Below are 18,286 nucleotides of genomic sequence, written 5' to 3'. Positions count from 1 at the left end.
TTACATAGAAACGAGGTAAATCGTAGAATGAATGAAGAAACATTGTCGCTTTTCCGAAATTTAACAGAATTACAAGGCACCCCAGGTAATGAACACCATGTGCGTGCTTTTATGAAAAAGGAACTTGAGAAATATTCTGACGAACTCATTCAGGATCGTCTTGGCGGTGTGTTTGGGGTACGCAAGGGACCAGAGAACGCACCTAAAATCATGGTGGCTGGTCATATGGATGAAGTGGGATTCATGGTTTCATCCATTACGAAAAACGGGATGATCCGCTTCCAAACACTCGGCGGCTGGTGGAGTCAAGTCATGCTGGCGCAGCGTGTCGATGTTCATACCGATCACGGGCCAATTCCTGGTGTCGTCTCTAGTACACCACCTCATCTTCTAACACCAGAACAAAAAAGCAAACCTGTTAAACCATCAGACATGCTCATTGATATTGGGGCAGACAGTGAAGAAGAGGCAAAAGAGCTTGGCATTCGTCCAGGACAGCAAATCGTGCCTGCAACAGTCTTTACCCCAATGGCGAATCCTAAAAAGATTTTAGCGAAGGCTTGGGATAACCGCTATGGCTGCGGACTTGCGATTGAATTATTAAAAGAAATAAAAGACGAACCACTTTCATGTCATCTGTATTCTGGTGCAACGGTTCAGGAAGAAGTAGGTCTTAGAGGGGCAGAAGTAGCTGCGAATATGATTCAGCCAGATCTGTTCTTTGCTTTAGATGCAAGCCCTGCAAACGATGTGACAGGTGACAAAACCCAATTCGGCCAGCTAGGAAAAGGTGCACTTCTGCGTATTTTTGATCGAACCATGATTACGCACCGCGGCATGAGAGATTTTGTGCTCGATACAGCTGAGTCAAACAGTATTCCATACCAATACTTCGTATCACCAGGTGGTACGGACGCTGGACGTGTGCATATTTCAAACCAAGGCGTGCCTTCTGCTGTCATTGGAGTGTGTGCTCGCTACATTCACACAAGTCATTCAGTATTGCATGTGGATGACTATGCAGCGGCAAAAGAATTAATCGTCCGTCTTGTGAAAAGCTGTGATCAAAGTACAGTGGATTCTATTTATCAACAGGTGTAAATGTAAACAAAAGGCTGCCTCTTTCAAGAGAGCAGCCTTTTTTTATTGCTGTTCAAACACGTAAGATAACGCTTTGATCGCTTGGTTTACGGTTTCCACAGTGATATTCGCTTTGTTTGATAGCTCCTTTAACGGATGGTGCAGTTCTTTTGGGCGGATCAAAATGAGAGGTTTCCCTTTAGCGATGGCAGCAGATGCATCCATTGCCGTGTTCCACTGTTTATATTTCTCACCAAAGCGGGCAATGACGACGTCTGCTTTGTTTAATAGGATCTCAGTACGGAAATTATTCAAATCAGAAGCAGCATCATCTTTGAAAATGGCATTTGGCTGCTCACCTAAAATGTCCTCACCAATGTGATCGGAGCGGTCATGATTCTCCATTGGACCAACAAATGTTACTGGCAGTTTCAATGATTGGCTTTTCTCCTTGATTTCATCGCGCCACTGGCTATGAATTTCTCCTGCTAAATAGACGGTTAGTTGCATAACAATCTCCTCCTTTTGTACAAACTTAGTAAAGGTTTGCCCTGTTTCTTTTCATGTTACACAAGAAGTGCTTGATAAAGCAAAAAAAATATGATTATGATATTCATGGTAGAGACTATTTTTCATCGTAAGAATACTACATATAATGGGAAGGACAGGCCTCTTCGTCTTTCCTATGAGAAAGCAGGAAGACGACGTTGATGACTTATTTGAAAAGAAAGGGAATCTCCCTTTCGCCAAAAGTGTACTTCATTGATGCACTCTCTTATATGGCTTTAGGTCTATTTGCTACACTAGTAGTAGGTCTGATTTTAAAAACAGCAGGCGGTCTGTTATCACTTCCGCTCATCATCAAAATGGGAACACTCGCCATGGGGCTCATGGGACCAGCGATCGGTGTAGCCGTTGCGTACCGGTTACAGGCATCTCCTTTGATCATTTTTGCAAGTGTTGTCTCAGGTGCTGCAGGAGCAGAGCTTGGTGGACCTGCTGGAAGCTTTGCCGCAGCATTAATTGGTGTGGAAATCGGTAAGCTGGTCAGTGGTGAGACAAAAATTGATATCATTTTGACACCGCTTGTTACTATCATCACTGGTTTTTCCACCGCCGCTTTGATCGGTCCTGGGATTGAAGCCATGATGACAGGGCTTGGCAGGCTCATTATGTGGGGGACTGACCAAAGTCCGCTCATCATGGGCATGCTAGTAGCAACCATTGTTGGACTTGCTCTCAGCTCACCGATTTCAAGTGCTGCGCTTGCGCTCATGCTTGACTTAAGCGGAACAGCTGCTGGTGCTGCAACGATTGGCTGCTGCGCTCAAATGGTCGGTTTTGCCGCTGCAGGCTTTAGAGAAAATCGTTTTGGCGGACTTGCCGCTGTCGGTATTGGCACGTCAAAATTGCAGCTGCCGAACATTGTGAAAAATCCCCTTATCCTTATTCCGCCGACGATAGCGGGCCTCATTCTCGCGCCAATTGGTATTATTGGCTTTGGGATGGTCAATAATGCGGCAGGGGCAGGAATGGGAACGAGTGGCCTTGTTGGACAGCTCATGACACTGACCGTTATGGGATTTCATCCATCCGTTTTTCTGGCGATTGCTCTTTTGCATATCGTTGGCCCGGCAGTGATTAGTTTGGTAGTATCAGAATGGATGAGAAAGAAAGGCTATATACAATTCGGAGATTTAACCATACAAACTGGAGGAATGAAACATGAAAAAAATTGAATCTAACGAAGAATTACAAAAAGTAATTCAAGAAGACTTAACAGTATTGCTATTTTCAGCGGACTGGTGCCCGGACTGCACCTTTATCGAACCATTCTTACCAGAGCTTGAAGCAAACTACCCAGAATTTGAGTACTTCTATGTGGATAGAGATCAATTTATTGACACTTGCGCAGAGTGGGAAATTTACGGCATTCCAAGCTTTTTAGTTTTTAAAAATGGGCAAGAGATTAACCGCTTTGTCAGCAAGGATCGTAAAACGAAGGAAGAGATTGAAGCATTTTTAACAGATTCTCTTTCTAAATAATGAAAGGAGAGTCTAAATCATGGCAAAAATGACATCAAGACAGCTTGCGAACGAACTCAAAAGCCGTCTGACAAATGACAGCTGGTCACACCAGTTTGACCGAGAAAAAGATACGCTTCGTATTGAAGATAAACAAACAGGCAAAGGGATCACACTAGAGCTCCCGCCAATCATTGCAAAGTGGGAAGTAAAGCCTGATGAAACATTGGATGAGATCGTTTATTATGTGAAAGAGGCGCTAAGTGCTATGAAAGGCGAAGCGCAGCACATCTCAGGAAAAGAAAAGCAAATTTATCCGGTCATTCGATCCACTTCCTTTCCTAAGACATCAAGTGACGAGATTCCGCTTGTTTTTGATGAGCATACAGCTGAAACGAGAATCTACTATGCACTTGACCTTGGAAGCACCTACAGATTAATTGATGAAAAGATGCTTCAAAAGGAAAACTGGACAAAAGAACGAATCAGGGAAACTGCAAGCTTCAATGTCCGCTCACTTGAAACTGTAGTGAAAATGGATGAAGTGGCAGGCAACCGGTTTTATTTCTTCCGTGCAAATGACGGATATGATGCCAGCAGACTTTTAAATGAATCGATTTTACAAGAATACGCGCAAAAAATAGAAGGACAGATGGCCATCTCTGTCCCCCATCAAGATGTATTCATCATTGCAGATGTTCGCAATGAATCAGGCTATGATATTTTAGGACAGATGTCGATGAGCTTCTTCGCCAGCGGCACGGTTCCGATTACCGCATTGTCATTTTTATATGATGAAGGCAAGCTTGAACCGATCTTTATTCTTGCTAAAAGCAGACCAAAACAGCAGTAGAAGGGAATTTTGAAGAATGAACGTTTTTTATAATGCAGAAGGTGTAGGCGACACACTCCTTATTTCATTGAAAGATGTGACGAGAGAAGAAGTAGGTCATGAGACGTTTGGAGATGTCGTAAGAATCTTCAATCAAGAAACAAAAGAAACAACAGGCTTTAATATCTTCAACGCATCCACTTACATGAAAATTGAAGAAAACGGATCTGTACCGCTTTCTGAAACACTTGTTCAAGATATGAACGAAATTTTAAACCGCAACGGTGTCAGTGAAACGTTGACTGTCGATCTATCACCAAAATTTGTTGTCGGTTATGTAAAGGAAAAAGAAAAGCATCCGAATGCAGATAAATTAAACATTTGCCAAGTGGATGTTGGCGATGAAACATTACAAATCGTGTGCGGTGCACCAAATGTTGATCAAGGGCAATATGTCGTGGTTGCGAAGGTTGGGGCAGTGATGCCAAGCGGTTTAATCATCAAAGATGCTGAGCTAAGAGGTGTTCCATCAAGCGGAATGATTTGTTCAGCAAAAGAACTAGATCTTCCAGACGCGCCTGCTGAAAAAGGGATTCTTGTTCTAGAAGGAAGCCATCAAGCTGGCGAAGCCTTTCAAGCATAACCTCCCATAAACGGGCACATCAGAGCGAAGATTGTGTTATACCAAAAGTCACTAAGTACGTACTTAGTGACTTTTTTTCATCTACAGACAGCACAAATAGCAAAGAGCGGCACTTTTCTCGCTTTTCTGCATGAAAAAGCAATGGTATACTAAAAATCGCCCAAGAAAACGTAAGGGGAGTTAAAGTGAGTGATAAATGATGAGTTGGTTAGATAAATTTTTTAGTGTATTTTTAGGAGAAGAAAAGAAAGAAGAAAAAGCTGTGAGACCTGAGGAAGGTCCAGTTGCACCAAAGCAGCCAGTTTTTGAACAGCATAAAGAATATAAAAAAATTGAAGATACAAAAGTCTATTATGAATATCCGACAGGCAACTTCCGCTTTCCGCTCGTTCCAGATGAACCTCAGCGTGACGGAGTAAAGCAGGAAAGAAGACGCCCGAAGCAAGGCCAGCCAAAGGCTAAGCAGAAGACCTATGAGTCAAAACAAACGGTTCAGCCTGACATTCATAAAAAGCCATTCAAACCAGAGCAAATTCCATCACCGATCTATGGCTATCATCAGGATATGCGTCCGAAACGAACAGAGTCGAAAGAAGAATCATCTTCTGTTCAAATGAAAGCAGCAGAAACAGCGCAGCGCGTCACCCTGTTATCAGAAGAGGCAGAGCGTGAACGAAATGTCAGACAGCAAATGAACATTCCATCAATACGGAAAGAAAATCGTATGGAAGAAACAGTTTCAGCGCCAGCAGAAGAAAGAGTGGACATGCAAACAGACGTGACCCCGCTTACTTTGCAAGAGGAGCTCGCTTATCACGATCACGTTCAATCAACGATGGAGCGTTTAAATGACGAGCCTTTCATTCAAACAGAGGAAAAAGAGCCAGCCTTTTCTGAGCCTCAAGACCATATTGAAGCTGACTTACATCATCAGCAAGCCGAAGTATATCACAAGCCGCCGGTAGAGTCTGAGCCTGTACCTGTACAGGATGTTTCCAGTGAAAACGAAGAAATACAGGACGAGCCGGTAGAACAGTTTGTAGATCATACGAAGGAAATAGAACCGTTGACATTCGAAACAGCGGAAGACACGCATTTCGCAATTGAAATGGAAGTAGACATGCCGGCAGAAGAAGTAGAGGTACTAGACGTCATCTCAGCAGAACCAGTCGAGGAAATAGAAGCTGATTCCTTAGAAGACCATCAAGAAGAAGAGCCAGCGGCGGCAGCATTAGAAGAAACAGAGCCAGTTGCCGAGCTTGATCTGCAAGAAGAGCAATCGATAGAAGAAGCGGAAATAGTAGAAGATCAAGTGATGCCAATAGAACAAGTAGCAGACGAACAGACCGCTACTGAACGAGTAGAACCTGTCATAGAGCAGCAAGAAAAGCAAGAACAAGTGCATGAAGTGATCGAAGAAAAACCGAAACAGGTATCTCCTCAGCCACAACGTGCAAGTGGACAAACCTCAACGGTTCCTTTTAACGTCATGATGTTAAAAAGTGATCAGCGCGTGCAAGGACAAAAGAAAGCAGCAGATGCCCAAGGATATGTGTTTCCAAGCCTCGCCCTTTTAGACGTACCTCCAGCTCAAAAAGAAGAGGACGGGACATGGGTGAAAGAGCGAGCAGAGCTACTCAATGCCACGCTGAAAAATTTCAATGTCAGAGCAAGTGTGGTTCATGTCACGCAAGGCCCTTCTGTGACAAGGTTTGAAGTACATCCAGAACCAGGGGTCAAAGTGAACAAAATCACGAACCTGTCAGATGATATTAAACTTAGTTTGTCCGCAAAGGATATTCGAATTGAAGCACCGATACCAGGAAAGAACACGATCGGGATCGAAGTGCCGAACCTTCACAGCAAAATGGTTTTCTTACGAGAGATGATCAGAAGCAGTGCATTTAGAGATAATCCATCTCCTTTAACAGCAGCACTCGGATTAGATATCTCAGGACAACCTGTTGTCGTTGATTTGCAAAAAATGCCGCATGGCTTAATTGCTGGAGCAACAGGTTCAGGAAAAAGTGTCTGCATCAATACCATTTTAGTGAGCTTAATGTTTAAAGCATCACCAGATGAAGTGAAAATGCTTTTAATCGACCCTAAAATGGTCGAATTAGCGCCGTATAATCATATTCCGCATCTCGTGAGTCCTGTTATTACCGATGCGAAGACAGCGACAGCTGCTCTGAAATGGGTAGTGGATGAAATGGAAAGACGCTACGAGCTGTTTGCGCACTCTGGTGTGAGAGAAATCAAACGATTCAATGAGCTTGTCAAAGAAAAACAAATGGGTGAAAAACTACCTTATCTTGTCGTGGTGATCGATGAGCTTGCTGATTTAATGATGGTCGCACCAAATGAAGTCGAAGAAAGCATTTGCCGAATCGCGCAAAAAGCAAGAGCGTGCGGCATTCACTTATTGATTGCCACACAAAGACCTTCTGTTGATGTCATCACAGGTCTGATTAAAGCCAATATTCCAACAAGAATTGCATTCTCTGTCTCAAGTCAGGTAGATTCTAGAACGATCATCGACATGGCAGGTGCAGAAAAGCTTCTCGGAAAAGGAGACATGCTTTTCTTAGAAAATGGCTCCGGCAAGCCGACGAGGCTGCAAGGGAACTTTGTATCAGACCGCGAGATCGATCAAGTGGTGGCACATGTTAGAAAACAGCGTAAGCCGGTGTTCCTTTTCGAACAGGAGGAATTAATGCTCCAAGGCTCTGCGATTACAGATGAAGACGAATTGTTTATGGATGCCTGCCGTTTTGCCATTGAGCAGAATAGCGCTAGTACATCAAGTTTGCAGAGAAGATTTAGAATTGGCTACAATCGTGCAGCCAGATTGATCGACATGATGGAACGCGAGGGCATGATCTCTGGTGCAAAAGGCAGTAAGCCAAGGGAAGTCCTCATGACACTGAGTGACTTAGAACAGCTGATCTAAACAAACCACTTCATTTTTTTCATAAACATGGTATGATAGCACATAGGTGCAATTTTGGAATTGGACGCTTTTCGCATGCCTGTCAGAACGCTTTTTTATGTAAAATGAGCGAAAGCAGGTGTTAGAAATAGGAAAGTTGTCGGATACTAATCATAGTTAATATTGATTAGAATAGGAAGATCGGAAAAAATCTTTATTTGGAGCTGCGATCTGTGAGCCGCTAGAGGCGAAAATCACAAGTTGCAAATTGAAATGAGCGTCATATACTGTAAGTCAGATAGACGTTTGTTGGAGGTACAATTATGACTGTTTATCATTTTGTTGGAATAAAAGGGACAGGTATGAGTCCACTGGCCCAAATTCTTCATGATACTGGGTATACTGTCCAAGGATCGGATATCGAAAAACATATCTTTACACAAAAAGCATTAGAAGAACGAAATATTAAAATTCTTCCATTTGACCCAGATAATATTCAGCCAGGGATGACCGTCATTGCAGGTAATGCATTTCCTGATACACACCCTGAGATTGAACGTGCCCTTTCTGAAGGGATTCCTGTCATTCGTTACCATAAATTCCTTGGAGAATACATGGATACATTCACAAACGTTGCGATTACTGGTGCTCATGGTAAAACGTCAACAACAGGACTGCTTGCCCATGTGATGCAATCAGCGAAACCAACTTCATACTTAATCGGTGATGGATCTGGTATGGGGAAAGAAAACAGCGAGTATTTTGTATTTGAAGCATGCGAATACCGCAGACACTTCCTCAGCTATCATCCAGACTATGCGATCATGACCAATATTGATTTTGATCATCCTGATTACTTCTCGGATATTGACGACGTGTTTGATGCGTTTCAAAACATGGCGCTACAAGTGAAAAAGGCCATTATCGCTTGCGGTGATGACGAGCATCTGCCTAAAATTCAAGCGAAGGTACCTGTTGTATACTACGGTTTCAATGAAGAAAATGATTTCCAAGCACGCAATGTTGTGAAGAACACGGAAGGCACTACATTTGATGTATTTGTACGTAATACGTTTTATGATACCTTCTACATTCCTGCCTACGGAAATCACAATGTCCTTAATTCATTAGCTGTGATTGCATTATGTCACTATGAAGCCATTGATGTAGAGCTCATCAAAGGGGCACTAACGACATTTGGTGGAGTCAAACGCCGCTTTAATGAAAAAGTAGTCGGTGAGCAGGTTTTAATTGACGACTATGCCCATCACCCAACGGAGATTGAAGTCACAATTGAAGCAGCACGCCAAAAGTATCCAGACCGTGAGATTGTCGCTGTCTTCCAGCCGCATACCTTCACACGTACACAGCAATTCTTAAGTGAATTTGCTGACAGTTTGAAAAAAGCGGACTATGTATACCTATGTGATATTTTCGGTTCAGCCCGTGAAAACATCGGGAAGCTGAGTATCGAAGACTTACGAGAAAAAATCCCGCAGGCCCAATTGATTGCAGAAGAAGATACATCTGTGCTGAAAGCGCACAAAGATGGGATTCTGGTCTTTATGGGAGCAGGAGACATTCAAAAATATTTGCGTGCTTATGAAAAAGTCGCTGTATAAATACTTAAACGAAAAGTGCCGTTTTGATCGGCACTTTTTTTATTTTGAATAAAATGTGACAAAGCGGCTAATTGTGTCAACATCTTCCGCTTTTTTTCGTTCGCTGTGGACAGGAATCAGCGAATAAGTGTAGAATTATTATTCAATCGGTCATTCTACGCGATGTTTGAATGATACAACGAGAGGGTAATGAATTGAATATGCCCGCAGCAAAGGAGGTATCAGATGATTATTATTCTATATCTAAGCGTTGCACTGATTGCAATTGCTTTCCTCATTCTTGTCATCTACTTGTCCAAAACATTAAAATCCTTACAGCTGACATTAAAGAATGTCGCATCAACTTTAGAAGGTCTTGAAGGTCAGATGCAGGGGATCACCACAGAGACAGCACAGTTGCTACATAAGACGAATCAGCTTGCTGAAGATATTCAAGACAAATCGGCAAAACTCAACACAGTTGTGGATGCGGTGCAGGGAATTGGCGGCTCGATCAACCAATTTAATACAAGCATAAAGCAGGCAGCTGGTGCGGTTTCTTCATCCGTTGAACGAAATCAAGAAAAAGTCACGGATGTGGTAAGCTGGAGTAACGCAGCACTTGAAATTTATAAAAAATGGAAACAACGAAAACACCAAAAATAAACCATTTTCGCATAGGAGGAATAATCATGAGCAAAGACGGAATCAATAGCAAAGACTTTTTGATCGGAACACTTATTGGTGGAATTGTGGGTGCAACAACAGCTTTATTTTTAGCACCGAAGTCAGGGAAAGAGCTTCGCGATGATTTGAACACCCAAGCGAATGTTTTAAAAGAAAAAACAGATCGACTCACAACAGATGCAAAAGAAAGAGGCACTGAATATGTGACGATTGCGAAAGATAAAACGTCTGAATTGTCTCAAATGGTGGCAGAACAGTCAAACCAAATTTTAGACAAAGTGAAAGACATAAAAGAACGTGCAGCTGGAAAAGCTAATCATGTGAAAAGTGAAGCAGAAGATGCGGCAGCTGACATAGCAAGTGAAGCATCAGATGTAGCGGATGAAGCCAAAGTACGAGCACAAGAAGCGAAATCAGAAATTGAAGATGGCATTAAAGATGTCAAAGAAAAAGTAGAACAATCGACTAAAGGCTAACTCTTACTGCACAGAGTGAAGAAGGAGAACATCATGTCAAAACAACTCATTGAAACAGAAGAACAGTTTGATCAACTAACGAATCAAGATGGGACCTTTGTCTTTTTTAAGCACAGTTTGACATGTCCGATCAGTCAAGCGGCTTTTCAAGAGTTTGAAGCATTTGCGTCTGCACATGAAGACGTGCCAACTTATTTCTTGCAAATTCAAAACACAAGAGAGCTTTCATCCTATGTGACAGAAAAGTCAGGGGTAAAGCACGAAAGTCCCCAGGCACTCGTCTTTAGCGGTGGAAAAGTAAAATGGCATGCATCCCACTCAAGCATTACAAAAGAAGCGCTTGAACATAATGTGTAAAAGAAACGTCAGCAACTGCTGACGTTTCAGCGTGTAGACAAACCCTCGCATTCTTTGTCAGGACTGTGCTCCGGTGCTCACGAATGTCAAATTCGCTCCGCTCCTGTGCTCGCCCTTCCTAGACTGCAAAGGTTTTCTATCACGCTGAAAAGAAGACAAAGGGCTAAAATAAAGATCATTTTAGCCCTTTGTCAACAATCTGAACGTCAGCAACTGCTGACGTTTTTTTTATAAAAAAGGTTTACTTCAATCAAAACTATGCTATAATCTTACACATAATACTTTATCGCTTAAAAGCGTTTGGGTAATAAAGAAAATTTTCGTGACAATTCCGAAATCTTTGTTTATAATAAACCCTATCATGAGAGAATGAAAAAAAAAGCGAGAACAGGCAGAGGAAAGGATGACAAAAATGAGCAACAATGAACTAGAACAATTGAGACAGCAGGCAGATGAACTAAATCTTCAAATCTTAAAACTGATCAATGAAAGAGGAAGCATTGTAAAAGAAATTGGAAAGGCGAAAGAAGCGCAAGGTGTCAACCGTTATGATCCTGTCAGAGAGCGCACAATGCTGAACCAAATTCTTGAAGCAAATGATGGACCATTCGAAAACTCAACAATTCAGCATATTTTCAAAGAGATTTTCAAAGCAGGCCTAGAGCTTCAAGAAGATGACCACAGCAAAGCACTTCTTGTTTCTCGTAAGAAAAAATCGGAAAATACAATCGTGAACATCAATGGAGAAGCGATCGGTGATGGGAAACAGCGCTTCATCGTTGGACCATGTGCTGTTGAAAGCTACGAGCAAGTCGCAGAAGTGGCGGCAGCAGCGAAACAGCAAGGACTAAAACTACTTCGCGGAGGTGCATTTAAACCTCGCACAAGTCCATACGATTTCCAAGGACTCGGTGTAGACGGTCTTAAAATTCTAAAGCGTGTAGCGGATGAATACGGTCTTGCTGTCATTAGTGAAATCGTCAATCCTGCTCATATTGAAGAAGCGATTGAGCATATCGATGTCATCCAAATTGGTGCACGGAACATGCAAAACTTCGAGCTATTAAAAGCAGCCGGATCTGTGAAGAAACCAGTTCTTTTAAAACGTGGTCTTGCAGCGACTATTTCAGAATTCATCAATGCAGCTGAATACATCATCGCCCAAGGAAATGACCAAATCATCCTTTGCGAGCGCGGTATCCGCACATATGAAACAGCGACAAGAAATACACTAGATATTTCTGCTGTGCCAATCTTGAAACAAGAAACACATTTACCAGTCTTTGTTGATGTGACGCACTCAACTGGACGTAGAGATCTTCTCCTTCCAACAGCGAAAGCAGCTCTTGCGATTGGAGCAGACGGTGTCATGGCAGAAGTGCATCCAGATCCATCTGTTGCTCTATCTGACTCAGCGCAGCAAATGGACATTCCTCAATTCGAAAAATGGTTAGATGCGTTAAGACCACTTGTTAACATTCACGCGTAATCATAGATAGAAAGCCGCCGGATGACTGCCCGGCGGTTTTTCTATGGATAAAACATGATGGATATTGGGAATGAAAGGAAAAGAGCACATTGCAAGCTTTAAAAGTGCTTGTTCACAATGTTTTCATTTTTAAAATTCAATAGAATCTGCTAAGATCATTGTCATAGCTGACGTTCTCGACGGTTTTTCATGAAATATGATTCAATTTACAGGTAACAAGCTCATTAAAGTTTGTTTAATTTAGTTATAAAAAGAAAGGGAACGTTTTCATATGGTGAAAAAACGTGTATAATTTCATAAAAGAATGTCATTTTGATGTAGATTGAAAAATTATGTGTCTCTTTTCATCGTTTTAATGACAAATAGGATATTATTTTCCTCGTATCTGACATGTCTCTATCCAATTGGTGAATGCTATAGATATGAAGTGTATTTGAAGGAGTGATTTATGTGAATAATGTTACAATATATGATGTAGCAAGAGAAGCAAATGTAAGTATGGCAACGGTATCACGCGTAGTGAATGGGAATCCGAATGTAAAACCAACAACAAGAAAAAAGGTACTTGAAGCGATTGATCGCCTTGGCTATCGCCCGAATGCTGTGGCACGAGGCCTTGCAAGTAAAAAAACAACGACGGTTGGGGTTATCATCCCTGATATTTCGAGTATCTTCTATTCAGAGCTTGCTCGCGGAATTGAAGATATCGCCACGATGTATAAGTACAACATCATTTTGAGCAACTCAGATCAAAATACCGATAAAGAGCTTCATCTTTTAAATACAATGCTAGGTAAACAAGTAGATGGGATTGTCTTTATGGGTGGAAATATCACAGATGTGCTTGTTGAAGAATTTAAGCGCTCTCCTGTGCCAATTGTTCTTGCTGCATCTGTTGAAGAGCAAGCTCAAACACCGTCTGTCAACATCAACTACGAGCAAGCGATTTATGATTCAGTTCAGCTTTTAGTTGAAAAAGGACATAAGCGAATTGCCTTCGTATCTGGCCCAATGTCAGAACCGATTAACTCTATGAGAAAGCTTGCAGGCTATAAGCGTGCGCTCGAAGAAGCGGGCATCGCATTTGACGATGCGCTCGTCGCTGAAGGCGATTATTCGTATGATTCTGGAATTGAATCACTTGCTCACTTGCTTGAGCAGTCTGACAAGCCGACAGCTGTTATTGCGGCTACGGATGAAATGGCGCTAGGTGTCATTCATGGAGCACAAGATAGAGGCGTATCCATTCCTGATGATTTAGAAGTGATTGGCTTTGATAACACGAGACTTTCTCTCATGGTGCGTCCTCAGCTGACAACTGTTGTTCAGCCGACGTATGATATTGGTGCTGTCGCAATGAGACTGCTGACAAAGCTGATGAACAAAGAACAAGTAGATGACCAAATTGTGGAACTTCCACACAGAATTGAAGAAAGACAATCAACAAAATAAAACGAAAAAGCAGGCTTACACATCAGTGAATGCCTGCTTTTCTTATGCATTTTTCTTTTCTCTTCTAACGGGCATCAGTGCTTTTTCTACAGTTTGAGCATTTTTTTCTGTGATTTCTGCTTTTCTTGGGATCGGTGGATATAAATCGTCAGGGTCTCTCCATGTGGATGGCAGGGTGACAGGAGATTGTTTATGCCAAGCCTGAACCCAGTCCTGAGGCAGTTCATTAGGCGGTGTAATACCTTTCATTTCAAGCCAAATTCGGCTCCACGCCCTTGGCACGACACGCCAAATATCATATCCTCCTCCGCCGACAGCGATCCATTTGCCATCACAATATTGATGCGCTAATTCATGGGCAAGTCTAGGAATTTCCTCATATATTTTCATGGTGGCAGATAAATGGGTTAACGGATCATAGTAGTGTGCGTCTGCGCCGTTTTGCGTCAAAATCACATCTGGTTTAAAAAAAGCAGCAATTTCCGTCACTGCTGTTCGGTATGCTTCAAGGAACGATTCGTCTTCTGTAAATGCATCAAGCGGAATATTGTAGGCGTAGCCATAGCCTTTATCATGACCTCTTTCCTGTACTTGTCCAGTTCCAGGGAACAAATAGCGTCCCGTTTCATGAATCGAGACCGTACATACCTCAGGGTCGTCATAGAAGCTGAATTGTACACCATCTCCATGATGGGCATCCGTATCAATATATAAAATTCTTGCACCATATGTCTTTTGAATATATTGAATCGCCACTGAGCTGTCATTATAAATACAGAAGCCAGATGCACGCCCTTTAAACCCGTGATGAAGTCCACCGCCAAGATTCAGTGCATGCTGCGAGTGTCCCATCATTACTTGGTCAACGGCTGTGAGTGTCCCGCCAACAAGGAGAGAAGCTGCCTCATGCATACCTGCAAACATCGGTGTATCCTCCGTGCCAAGACCGTAGCGTTCCCCCTCTGCTGTAGAGAGCTTTCCTTGACTAGCCCGCTGCACAGCTTGAATATAATCGGCTGTATGGACGAGCTTTAATTCCTCGAGGGTCGCCATACGCGGTGCGACGATCTCATCATCTGTTAACGCCTTCATTTTTTGAAGCAGGTCATATGTTAAGTAGACACGAAGCTGATTGAAGGGATGGTCTTGGTGAAACTGGTACGTTTGAAAAGAGGGTGAAAAAACAAAGGTCGCTTCCTTCATTTGATCGTCTGCTCCATAGGCCACAGCACCTTATAGCCTTTTGCACGAATCAGCTTCGTCACATGATCTGCATGCATGGTTTGAAGGCGGAAGACGAGCACTTTAGACGATTCATTTGCATGCGGATACACAAGCACACTCAGCATTTGAATATGCTGCTCTTTTAAAATGGTCGTAATGTCTGCAAGACCTTCTGTCATTTGGTCCACTTCAACCTCTAAGTGTGACCCAGGCTGATCTGCACCTGTCAGTCTGACAAACGTACGAAGCAAATCAGTCTTTGTGATAATGCCTACAAGCTTGCCGCGTCTCACCACTGGAAGGCAGCCAATTCCGTGTTCAAAAAAGACACTAGAAATCTCTTCAACGAAATCAAGCGGATGAGCAGTAATCGTCTCTAATACCATGATCTCTTCAACAGGCCGCTGAATAAAGAGCTTCCTTTTTTCTGTTTCAAATATACTTGGACTGGCATTTTTAATATCTCGATCTGTCACCATCCCAATGACAGAATCTTGATCAGATACGATTGGAATATGCCGAATGTGATGTGCACTCATTTTTTTTATGGCTTCTTCAATCGTATCGGTTTTTCGCAGCGTGATCACATCACGCTCCATAATTTGTTCAATCATCATTGTTTACCAATCCCCTTTGCCAAAAAAACGAATTGAACGTTAATACATAAAGCGTTGATGGAAGCGAAGACGATCGAAACGCTCAATCGAATCAGGACTCACGTTTTTCCCGATTCTGGCCATTAAACAATTGGCTGGATGTGAGCTGATCTCTGGCTCGTCTGTTGCAAACCAAACAAGACCGCCTGCGTTCATCATTTTCTCCATCATCTTGCGGTACTCCCACACGTTTTTCTTTGTCCCCTTTAAATCCCAATGCCAGTAATATTCAGTTGTAATGACGATATAATTCTCCATTTGCTCATCCATCATGCTCACATCAAGTAAATGCTTACCAAGTGAGCAGCCTCTAAATGGAGGAGCGACCTCAATCGCGCCAAGCTCGATTAAATTGTCCATGTTGCCCTCTGACCAGCGCTCAAGCGGATCAGGATACAAATACGTGACATAGCCGACAACAAGCTCATCCACTCTTGCAATGATAATACGTCCTTCTGGAAGGTCTGCTATTTCAACAAGTGCTTGTTTCTGTTCCTCTGGCGTGCGAAATGCCGTTAGGCCTTCATGAAACGTATAGTTCGCAAGCTCTGATGCAGGTACCGGACCTTCAATCAGGATGGTACCTGTTTCTCGCTTAATGGTTTTTGAATAATAAGTTTTAGGATGCTCCACGTATCCACCGCCTCAAATTCTAGTGAGTCGTCTCTATTTTATCTTAAAACTTGCAAGAATTAAAACGGTTTCACTATAAGTTTTTTAAAAATTGAGAAAAAAAGTCATCTATACTATAATGGTCATTGTAAACGTATGCAAAGGGGGACTGTTTGATGAAAGTGGAAACGCTACCATCAGTAAAAGGGGACTATCATTTAAATGATTATGAGCAGGCATACAAAGAATTTTCATGGGAAGAAGCAAGAAAAAACTTCTCATGGTATGAAACAGGAAACATAAATGCAGCCTATGAAGCGATTGACAGACATGCGGACTCGTTTCGTAAGAACAAGGTGGCGCTTCACTACAAAGATTCACAGCGGGATGAAAAATATACGTTCAGAGATATGAAAATCAACACAAATAAAGCGGGAAATCTATTCAGAGAAAATGCGAATGTGCAAAAAGGGGATCGCGTATTTATCTTTATGCCAAGATCACCTGAGCTCTATTTTCTTCTGCTTGGCGCAGTCAAAATTGGTGCGATCGTTGGCCCGTTATTTGAGGCATTTATGGAAGGTGCGGTCAAAGACCGTTTAGAAAATAGCGAGGCGAAGGTCATTGTGACAACGCCGGATCTGCTTGAACGAATTCCATTTGCAGAGCTTCCGAAACTTGAATCTGTCATCATTGTCGGCGGTGAAAAGGAAGACGTCGATGGCGTTCGGACAATCCATTATGAAGAGGCTTTTGCGCAGGCGGCGAAGGACCTTGAAATCGAATGGATGGATGAAAAAGACGGCTTTCTGCTTCATTACACGTCAGGGTCGACAGGTACGCCAAAAGGTGTGCTGCATGTCCATGGCGCAATGGTTCAGCAAGACCAGACTGGTAAATGGGTGCTTGATCTGAAAGAAGACGATGTCTACTGGTGTACAGCTGACCCAGGCTGGGTAACAGGCACAGTGTACGGCATTTTTTCACCGTGGTTAAATGGGGCGACGAATGTCATTTTAGGCGGCAGATTTAACCCTGATACGTGGTATGAAACGATTGAATCACTAGGTGTGACCGTTTGGTACAGTGCACCGACCGCCTTTAGAATGCTAATGGGGGCAGGAGATGACCTCATTCAAAAATATGATCTCAGATCGCTCCGTCATGTGTTAAGTGTAGGTGAGCCTCTTAATCCAGAAGTCATCCGCTGGGGAGACGCTGTATTTGGCAAACGAATTCATGATACTTGGTGGATGACGGAAACCGGTGCACAGCTGATTTGTAATTATCCATGCATGGACATTAAACCAGGTTCAATGGGGAAACCGATTCCAGGCGTAGAAGCTGCGATTGTGGATAATGCCGGAAATGAACTTCCGCCATATCGGATGGGCAACCTCGCCATCAAAAAAGGCTGGCCGTCTATGATGCATACGATCTGGAACAATCCTGAAAAATATGAATCTTACTTTATGCCGGGAGATTGGTATGTTTCAGGAGATTCAGCTTATATGGACGAAGACGGATACTTTTGGTTCCAGGGACGTGTCGATGATGTGATCATGACATCAGGAGAGCGGGTTGGTCCTTTTGAGGTGGAAAGCAAACTGGTCGAACATCCGGCCATTGCAGAGGCTGGTGTCATTGGAAAACCAGATCCGGTCCGCGGCGAAATTATTAAAGCATTCATTGCGCTTAGAAGTGGATATGAGCCGACAGATGAGCTGAAAGAAGAGATCCGTACGTTTGTGAAAAAAGGACTCGCTGCACATGCGGCACCGAGAGAAATCGAGTTTAAGGACAAACTGCCTAAGACGCGAAGCGGAAAAATTATGAGACGTGTGCTAAAGGCGTGGGAGCTGAATTTACCGGCTGGCGACCTATCGACAATGGAAGATTAATTTTTTCATCAGTTGACTTGATATCAAAAATATGTTTAAAATGACATTAGTTGAATATGTAAAGGTTTTGACTGAGATTCAGTAGAATCATCTTTCCCTGTCCAAGAGAGCTGACGGCTGGTGCGAGTCAGTACAAAGAGATATTCGAATTACCCTCACGAACCGCTTTTACGAAAAGGAGCATGTATGCTGTCCTGATTAGTGAAAGAACGGATCTATCCGTTATCAGTGTAAGTGAAAAGGCGTGATTTATTGTCTTTTAAGCAGGGTGGTACCGCGATATATATCGTCCCTTCGTTCATTCGAAGGGGCGTTTTTT

General features: G+C 42.7%; 17 protein-coding genes and 1 other annotated feature. Of the genes, 13 read left to right on the top strand and 4 right to left on the bottom strand.

The genetic code is table 11. The annotated features are described in order from the left end of the window. The first annotated feature begins 27 nt into the window (after nucleotides 1-27). On the top strand, nucleotides 28-1,101 hold the full coding sequence (locus tag MHB79_RS13515) for a M42 family metallopeptidase (protein ID WP_106029015.1): 1,074 nt from the start codon (nucleotides 28-30) through the stop codon (nucleotides 1,099-1,101). Between the two features lie 42 nt (nucleotides 1,102-1,143). Here MHB79_RS13515 and MHB79_RS13510 read toward each other — a convergent pair whose 3' ends face one another. Next, complete coding sequence (locus MHB79_RS13510; RefSeq protein ID WP_003217634.1) at nucleotides 1,144-1,590, bottom strand: YtoQ family protein; 447 nt, start codon at nucleotides 1,588-1,590, stop codon at nucleotides 1,144-1,146. Between the two features lie 200 nt (nucleotides 1,591-1,790). On the opposite strand from MHB79_RS13510, the gene MHB79_RS13505 reads away from it, so the two are divergent. The 11 genes from MHB79_RS13505 to ccpA all read left to right on the top strand — a co-directional run bounded on the left by MHB79_RS13505 (nucleotide 1,791) and on the right by ccpA (nucleotide 13,574). After that, nucleotides 1,791-2,819, top strand: coding sequence for a PTS transporter subunit IIC (locus MHB79_RS13505; RefSeq protein WP_340866448.1), 1,029 nt, complete (start codon nucleotides 1,791-1,793; stop codon nucleotides 2,817-2,819). After that, the gene (locus MHB79_RS13500) at nucleotides 2,806-3,126 is read left to right on the top strand and encodes a thioredoxin family protein (protein ID WP_003217665.1); all 321 of its coding nucleotides are present in this window, start codon (nucleotides 2,806-2,808) and stop codon (nucleotides 3,124-3,126) included. Before MHB79_RS13505 ends, MHB79_RS13500 begins: the two co-directional genes overlap by 14 nt. Nucleotides 3,127-3,145: 19 nt before the next feature. Then, nucleotides 3,146-3,958 carry a DUF1444 domain-containing protein gene (locus MHB79_RS13495; RefSeq protein ID WP_340989959.1) on the top strand — a complete coding sequence of 271 codons (813 nt, stop codon included), beginning with the start codon at nucleotides 3,146-3,148 and terminating at the stop codon, nucleotides 3,956-3,958. 16 nt (nucleotides 3,959-3,974) lie between these two features. After that, the gene (ytpR, locus tag MHB79_RS13490; protein ID WP_212046410.1) at nucleotides 3,975-4,580 is read left to right on the top strand and encodes a YtpR family tRNA-binding protein; all 606 of its coding nucleotides are present in this window, start codon (nucleotides 3,975-3,977) and stop codon (nucleotides 4,578-4,580) included. Between the two features lie 196 nt (nucleotides 4,581-4,776). Then, nucleotides 4,777-7,533 carry a DNA translocase FtsK gene (locus MHB79_RS13485; RefSeq protein WP_284906101.1) on the top strand — a complete coding sequence of 919 codons (2,757 nt, stop codon included), beginning with the start codon at nucleotides 4,777-4,779 and terminating at the stop codon, nucleotides 7,531-7,533. 302 nt (nucleotides 7,534-7,835) lie between these two features. Next, the gene (gene murC / locus MHB79_RS13480) at nucleotides 7,836-9,134 is read left to right on the top strand and encodes a UDP-N-acetylmuramate--L-alanine ligase (protein WP_003217748.1); all 1,299 of its coding nucleotides are present in this window, start codon (nucleotides 7,836-7,838) and stop codon (nucleotides 9,132-9,134) included. A 225-nt stretch (nucleotides 9,135-9,359) separates the two neighbouring features. Then, nucleotides 9,360-9,779 (top strand): DUF948 domain-containing protein, encoded by a 420-nt coding sequence (locus tag MHB79_RS13475; RefSeq protein WP_024424855.1) that lies wholly within the window; start codon nucleotides 9,360-9,362, stop codon nucleotides 9,777-9,779. A gap of 26 nt (nucleotides 9,780-9,805) precedes the next feature. Then, a complete protein-coding gene (locus MHB79_RS13470) occupies nucleotides 9,806-10,276 on the top strand; it encodes a YtxH domain-containing protein (RefSeq protein WP_003217681.1) in 471 nt (156 codons plus the stop codon). Nucleotides 10,277-10,309: 33 nt separating this feature from the next. Next, nucleotides 10,310-10,633, top strand: a complete 324-nt coding sequence (gene ytxJ, locus MHB79_RS13465; protein ID WP_003217729.1) for a bacillithiol system redox-active protein YtxJ — start codon at nucleotides 10,310-10,312, stop codon at nucleotides 10,631-10,633. Nucleotides 10,634-11,045: 412 nt separating this feature from the next. Then, nucleotides 11,046-12,122, top strand: a complete 1,077-nt coding sequence (locus MHB79_RS13460) for a bifunctional 3-deoxy-7-phosphoheptulonate synthase/chorismate mutase (RefSeq protein WP_003217626.1) — start codon at nucleotides 11,046-11,048, stop codon at nucleotides 12,120-12,122. Nucleotides 12,123-12,572: 450 nt separating this feature from the next. Then, nucleotides 12,573-13,574, top strand: coding sequence for a catabolite control protein A (gene ccpA, locus MHB79_RS13455; protein ID WP_003217727.1), 1,002 nt, complete (start codon nucleotides 12,573-12,575; stop codon nucleotides 13,572-13,574). 42 nt (nucleotides 13,575-13,616) lie between these two features. On the opposite strand, the gene MHB79_RS13450 is transcribed toward ccpA, so the two are convergent. Genes MHB79_RS13450 through MHB79_RS13440 form a run of 3 tightly spaced genes read right to left on the bottom strand, consistent with a single transcriptional unit; the run spans nucleotide 13,617 to nucleotide 16,087 of the window. Then, nucleotides 13,617-14,777, bottom strand: coding sequence for an acetoin utilization protein AcuC (locus tag MHB79_RS13450; protein WP_003217659.1), 1,161 nt, complete (start codon nucleotides 14,775-14,777; stop codon nucleotides 13,617-13,619). Next, nucleotides 14,774-15,415, bottom strand: coding sequence for a CBS and ACT domain-containing protein (locus MHB79_RS13445; protein WP_003217690.1), 642 nt, complete (start codon nucleotides 15,413-15,415; stop codon nucleotides 14,774-14,776). The genes MHB79_RS13450 and MHB79_RS13445 overlap by 4 nt, the downstream gene beginning before the upstream one ends. 39 nt (nucleotides 15,416-15,454) lie before the next feature. After that, entirely contained in the window at nucleotides 15,455-16,087 is a 633-nt protein-coding gene (locus MHB79_RS13440) for a GNAT family N-acetyltransferase (protein WP_003217598.1), read from the bottom strand. Between the two features lie 155 nt (nucleotides 16,088-16,242). Here MHB79_RS13440 and acsA point away from each other — a divergent pair, with 155 nt between their 5' ends. Then, nucleotides 16,243-17,967 (top strand): acetate--CoA ligase, encoded by a 1,725-nt coding sequence (gene acsA / locus MHB79_RS13435; protein ID WP_340989956.1) that lies wholly within the window; start codon nucleotides 16,243-16,245, stop codon nucleotides 17,965-17,967. Between the two features lie 58 nt (nucleotides 17,968-18,025). Continuing rightward, nucleotides 18,026-18,264, top strand: a binding site (T-box leader). Nucleotides 18,265-18,286: the final 22 nt, after the last annotated feature.

The sequence above is a fragment of the Bacillus sp. FSL M7-0558 genome (genome assembly GCF_038003245.1).
In the GTDB taxonomy this organism is placed as follows: domain Bacteria; phylum Bacillota; class Bacilli; order Bacillales; family Bacillaceae; genus Bacillus; species Bacillus pumilus.
The sequence above is the reverse complement of the archived record's forward strand: the minus strand, read 5'-3'. Positions and strand labels throughout refer to the sequence as shown.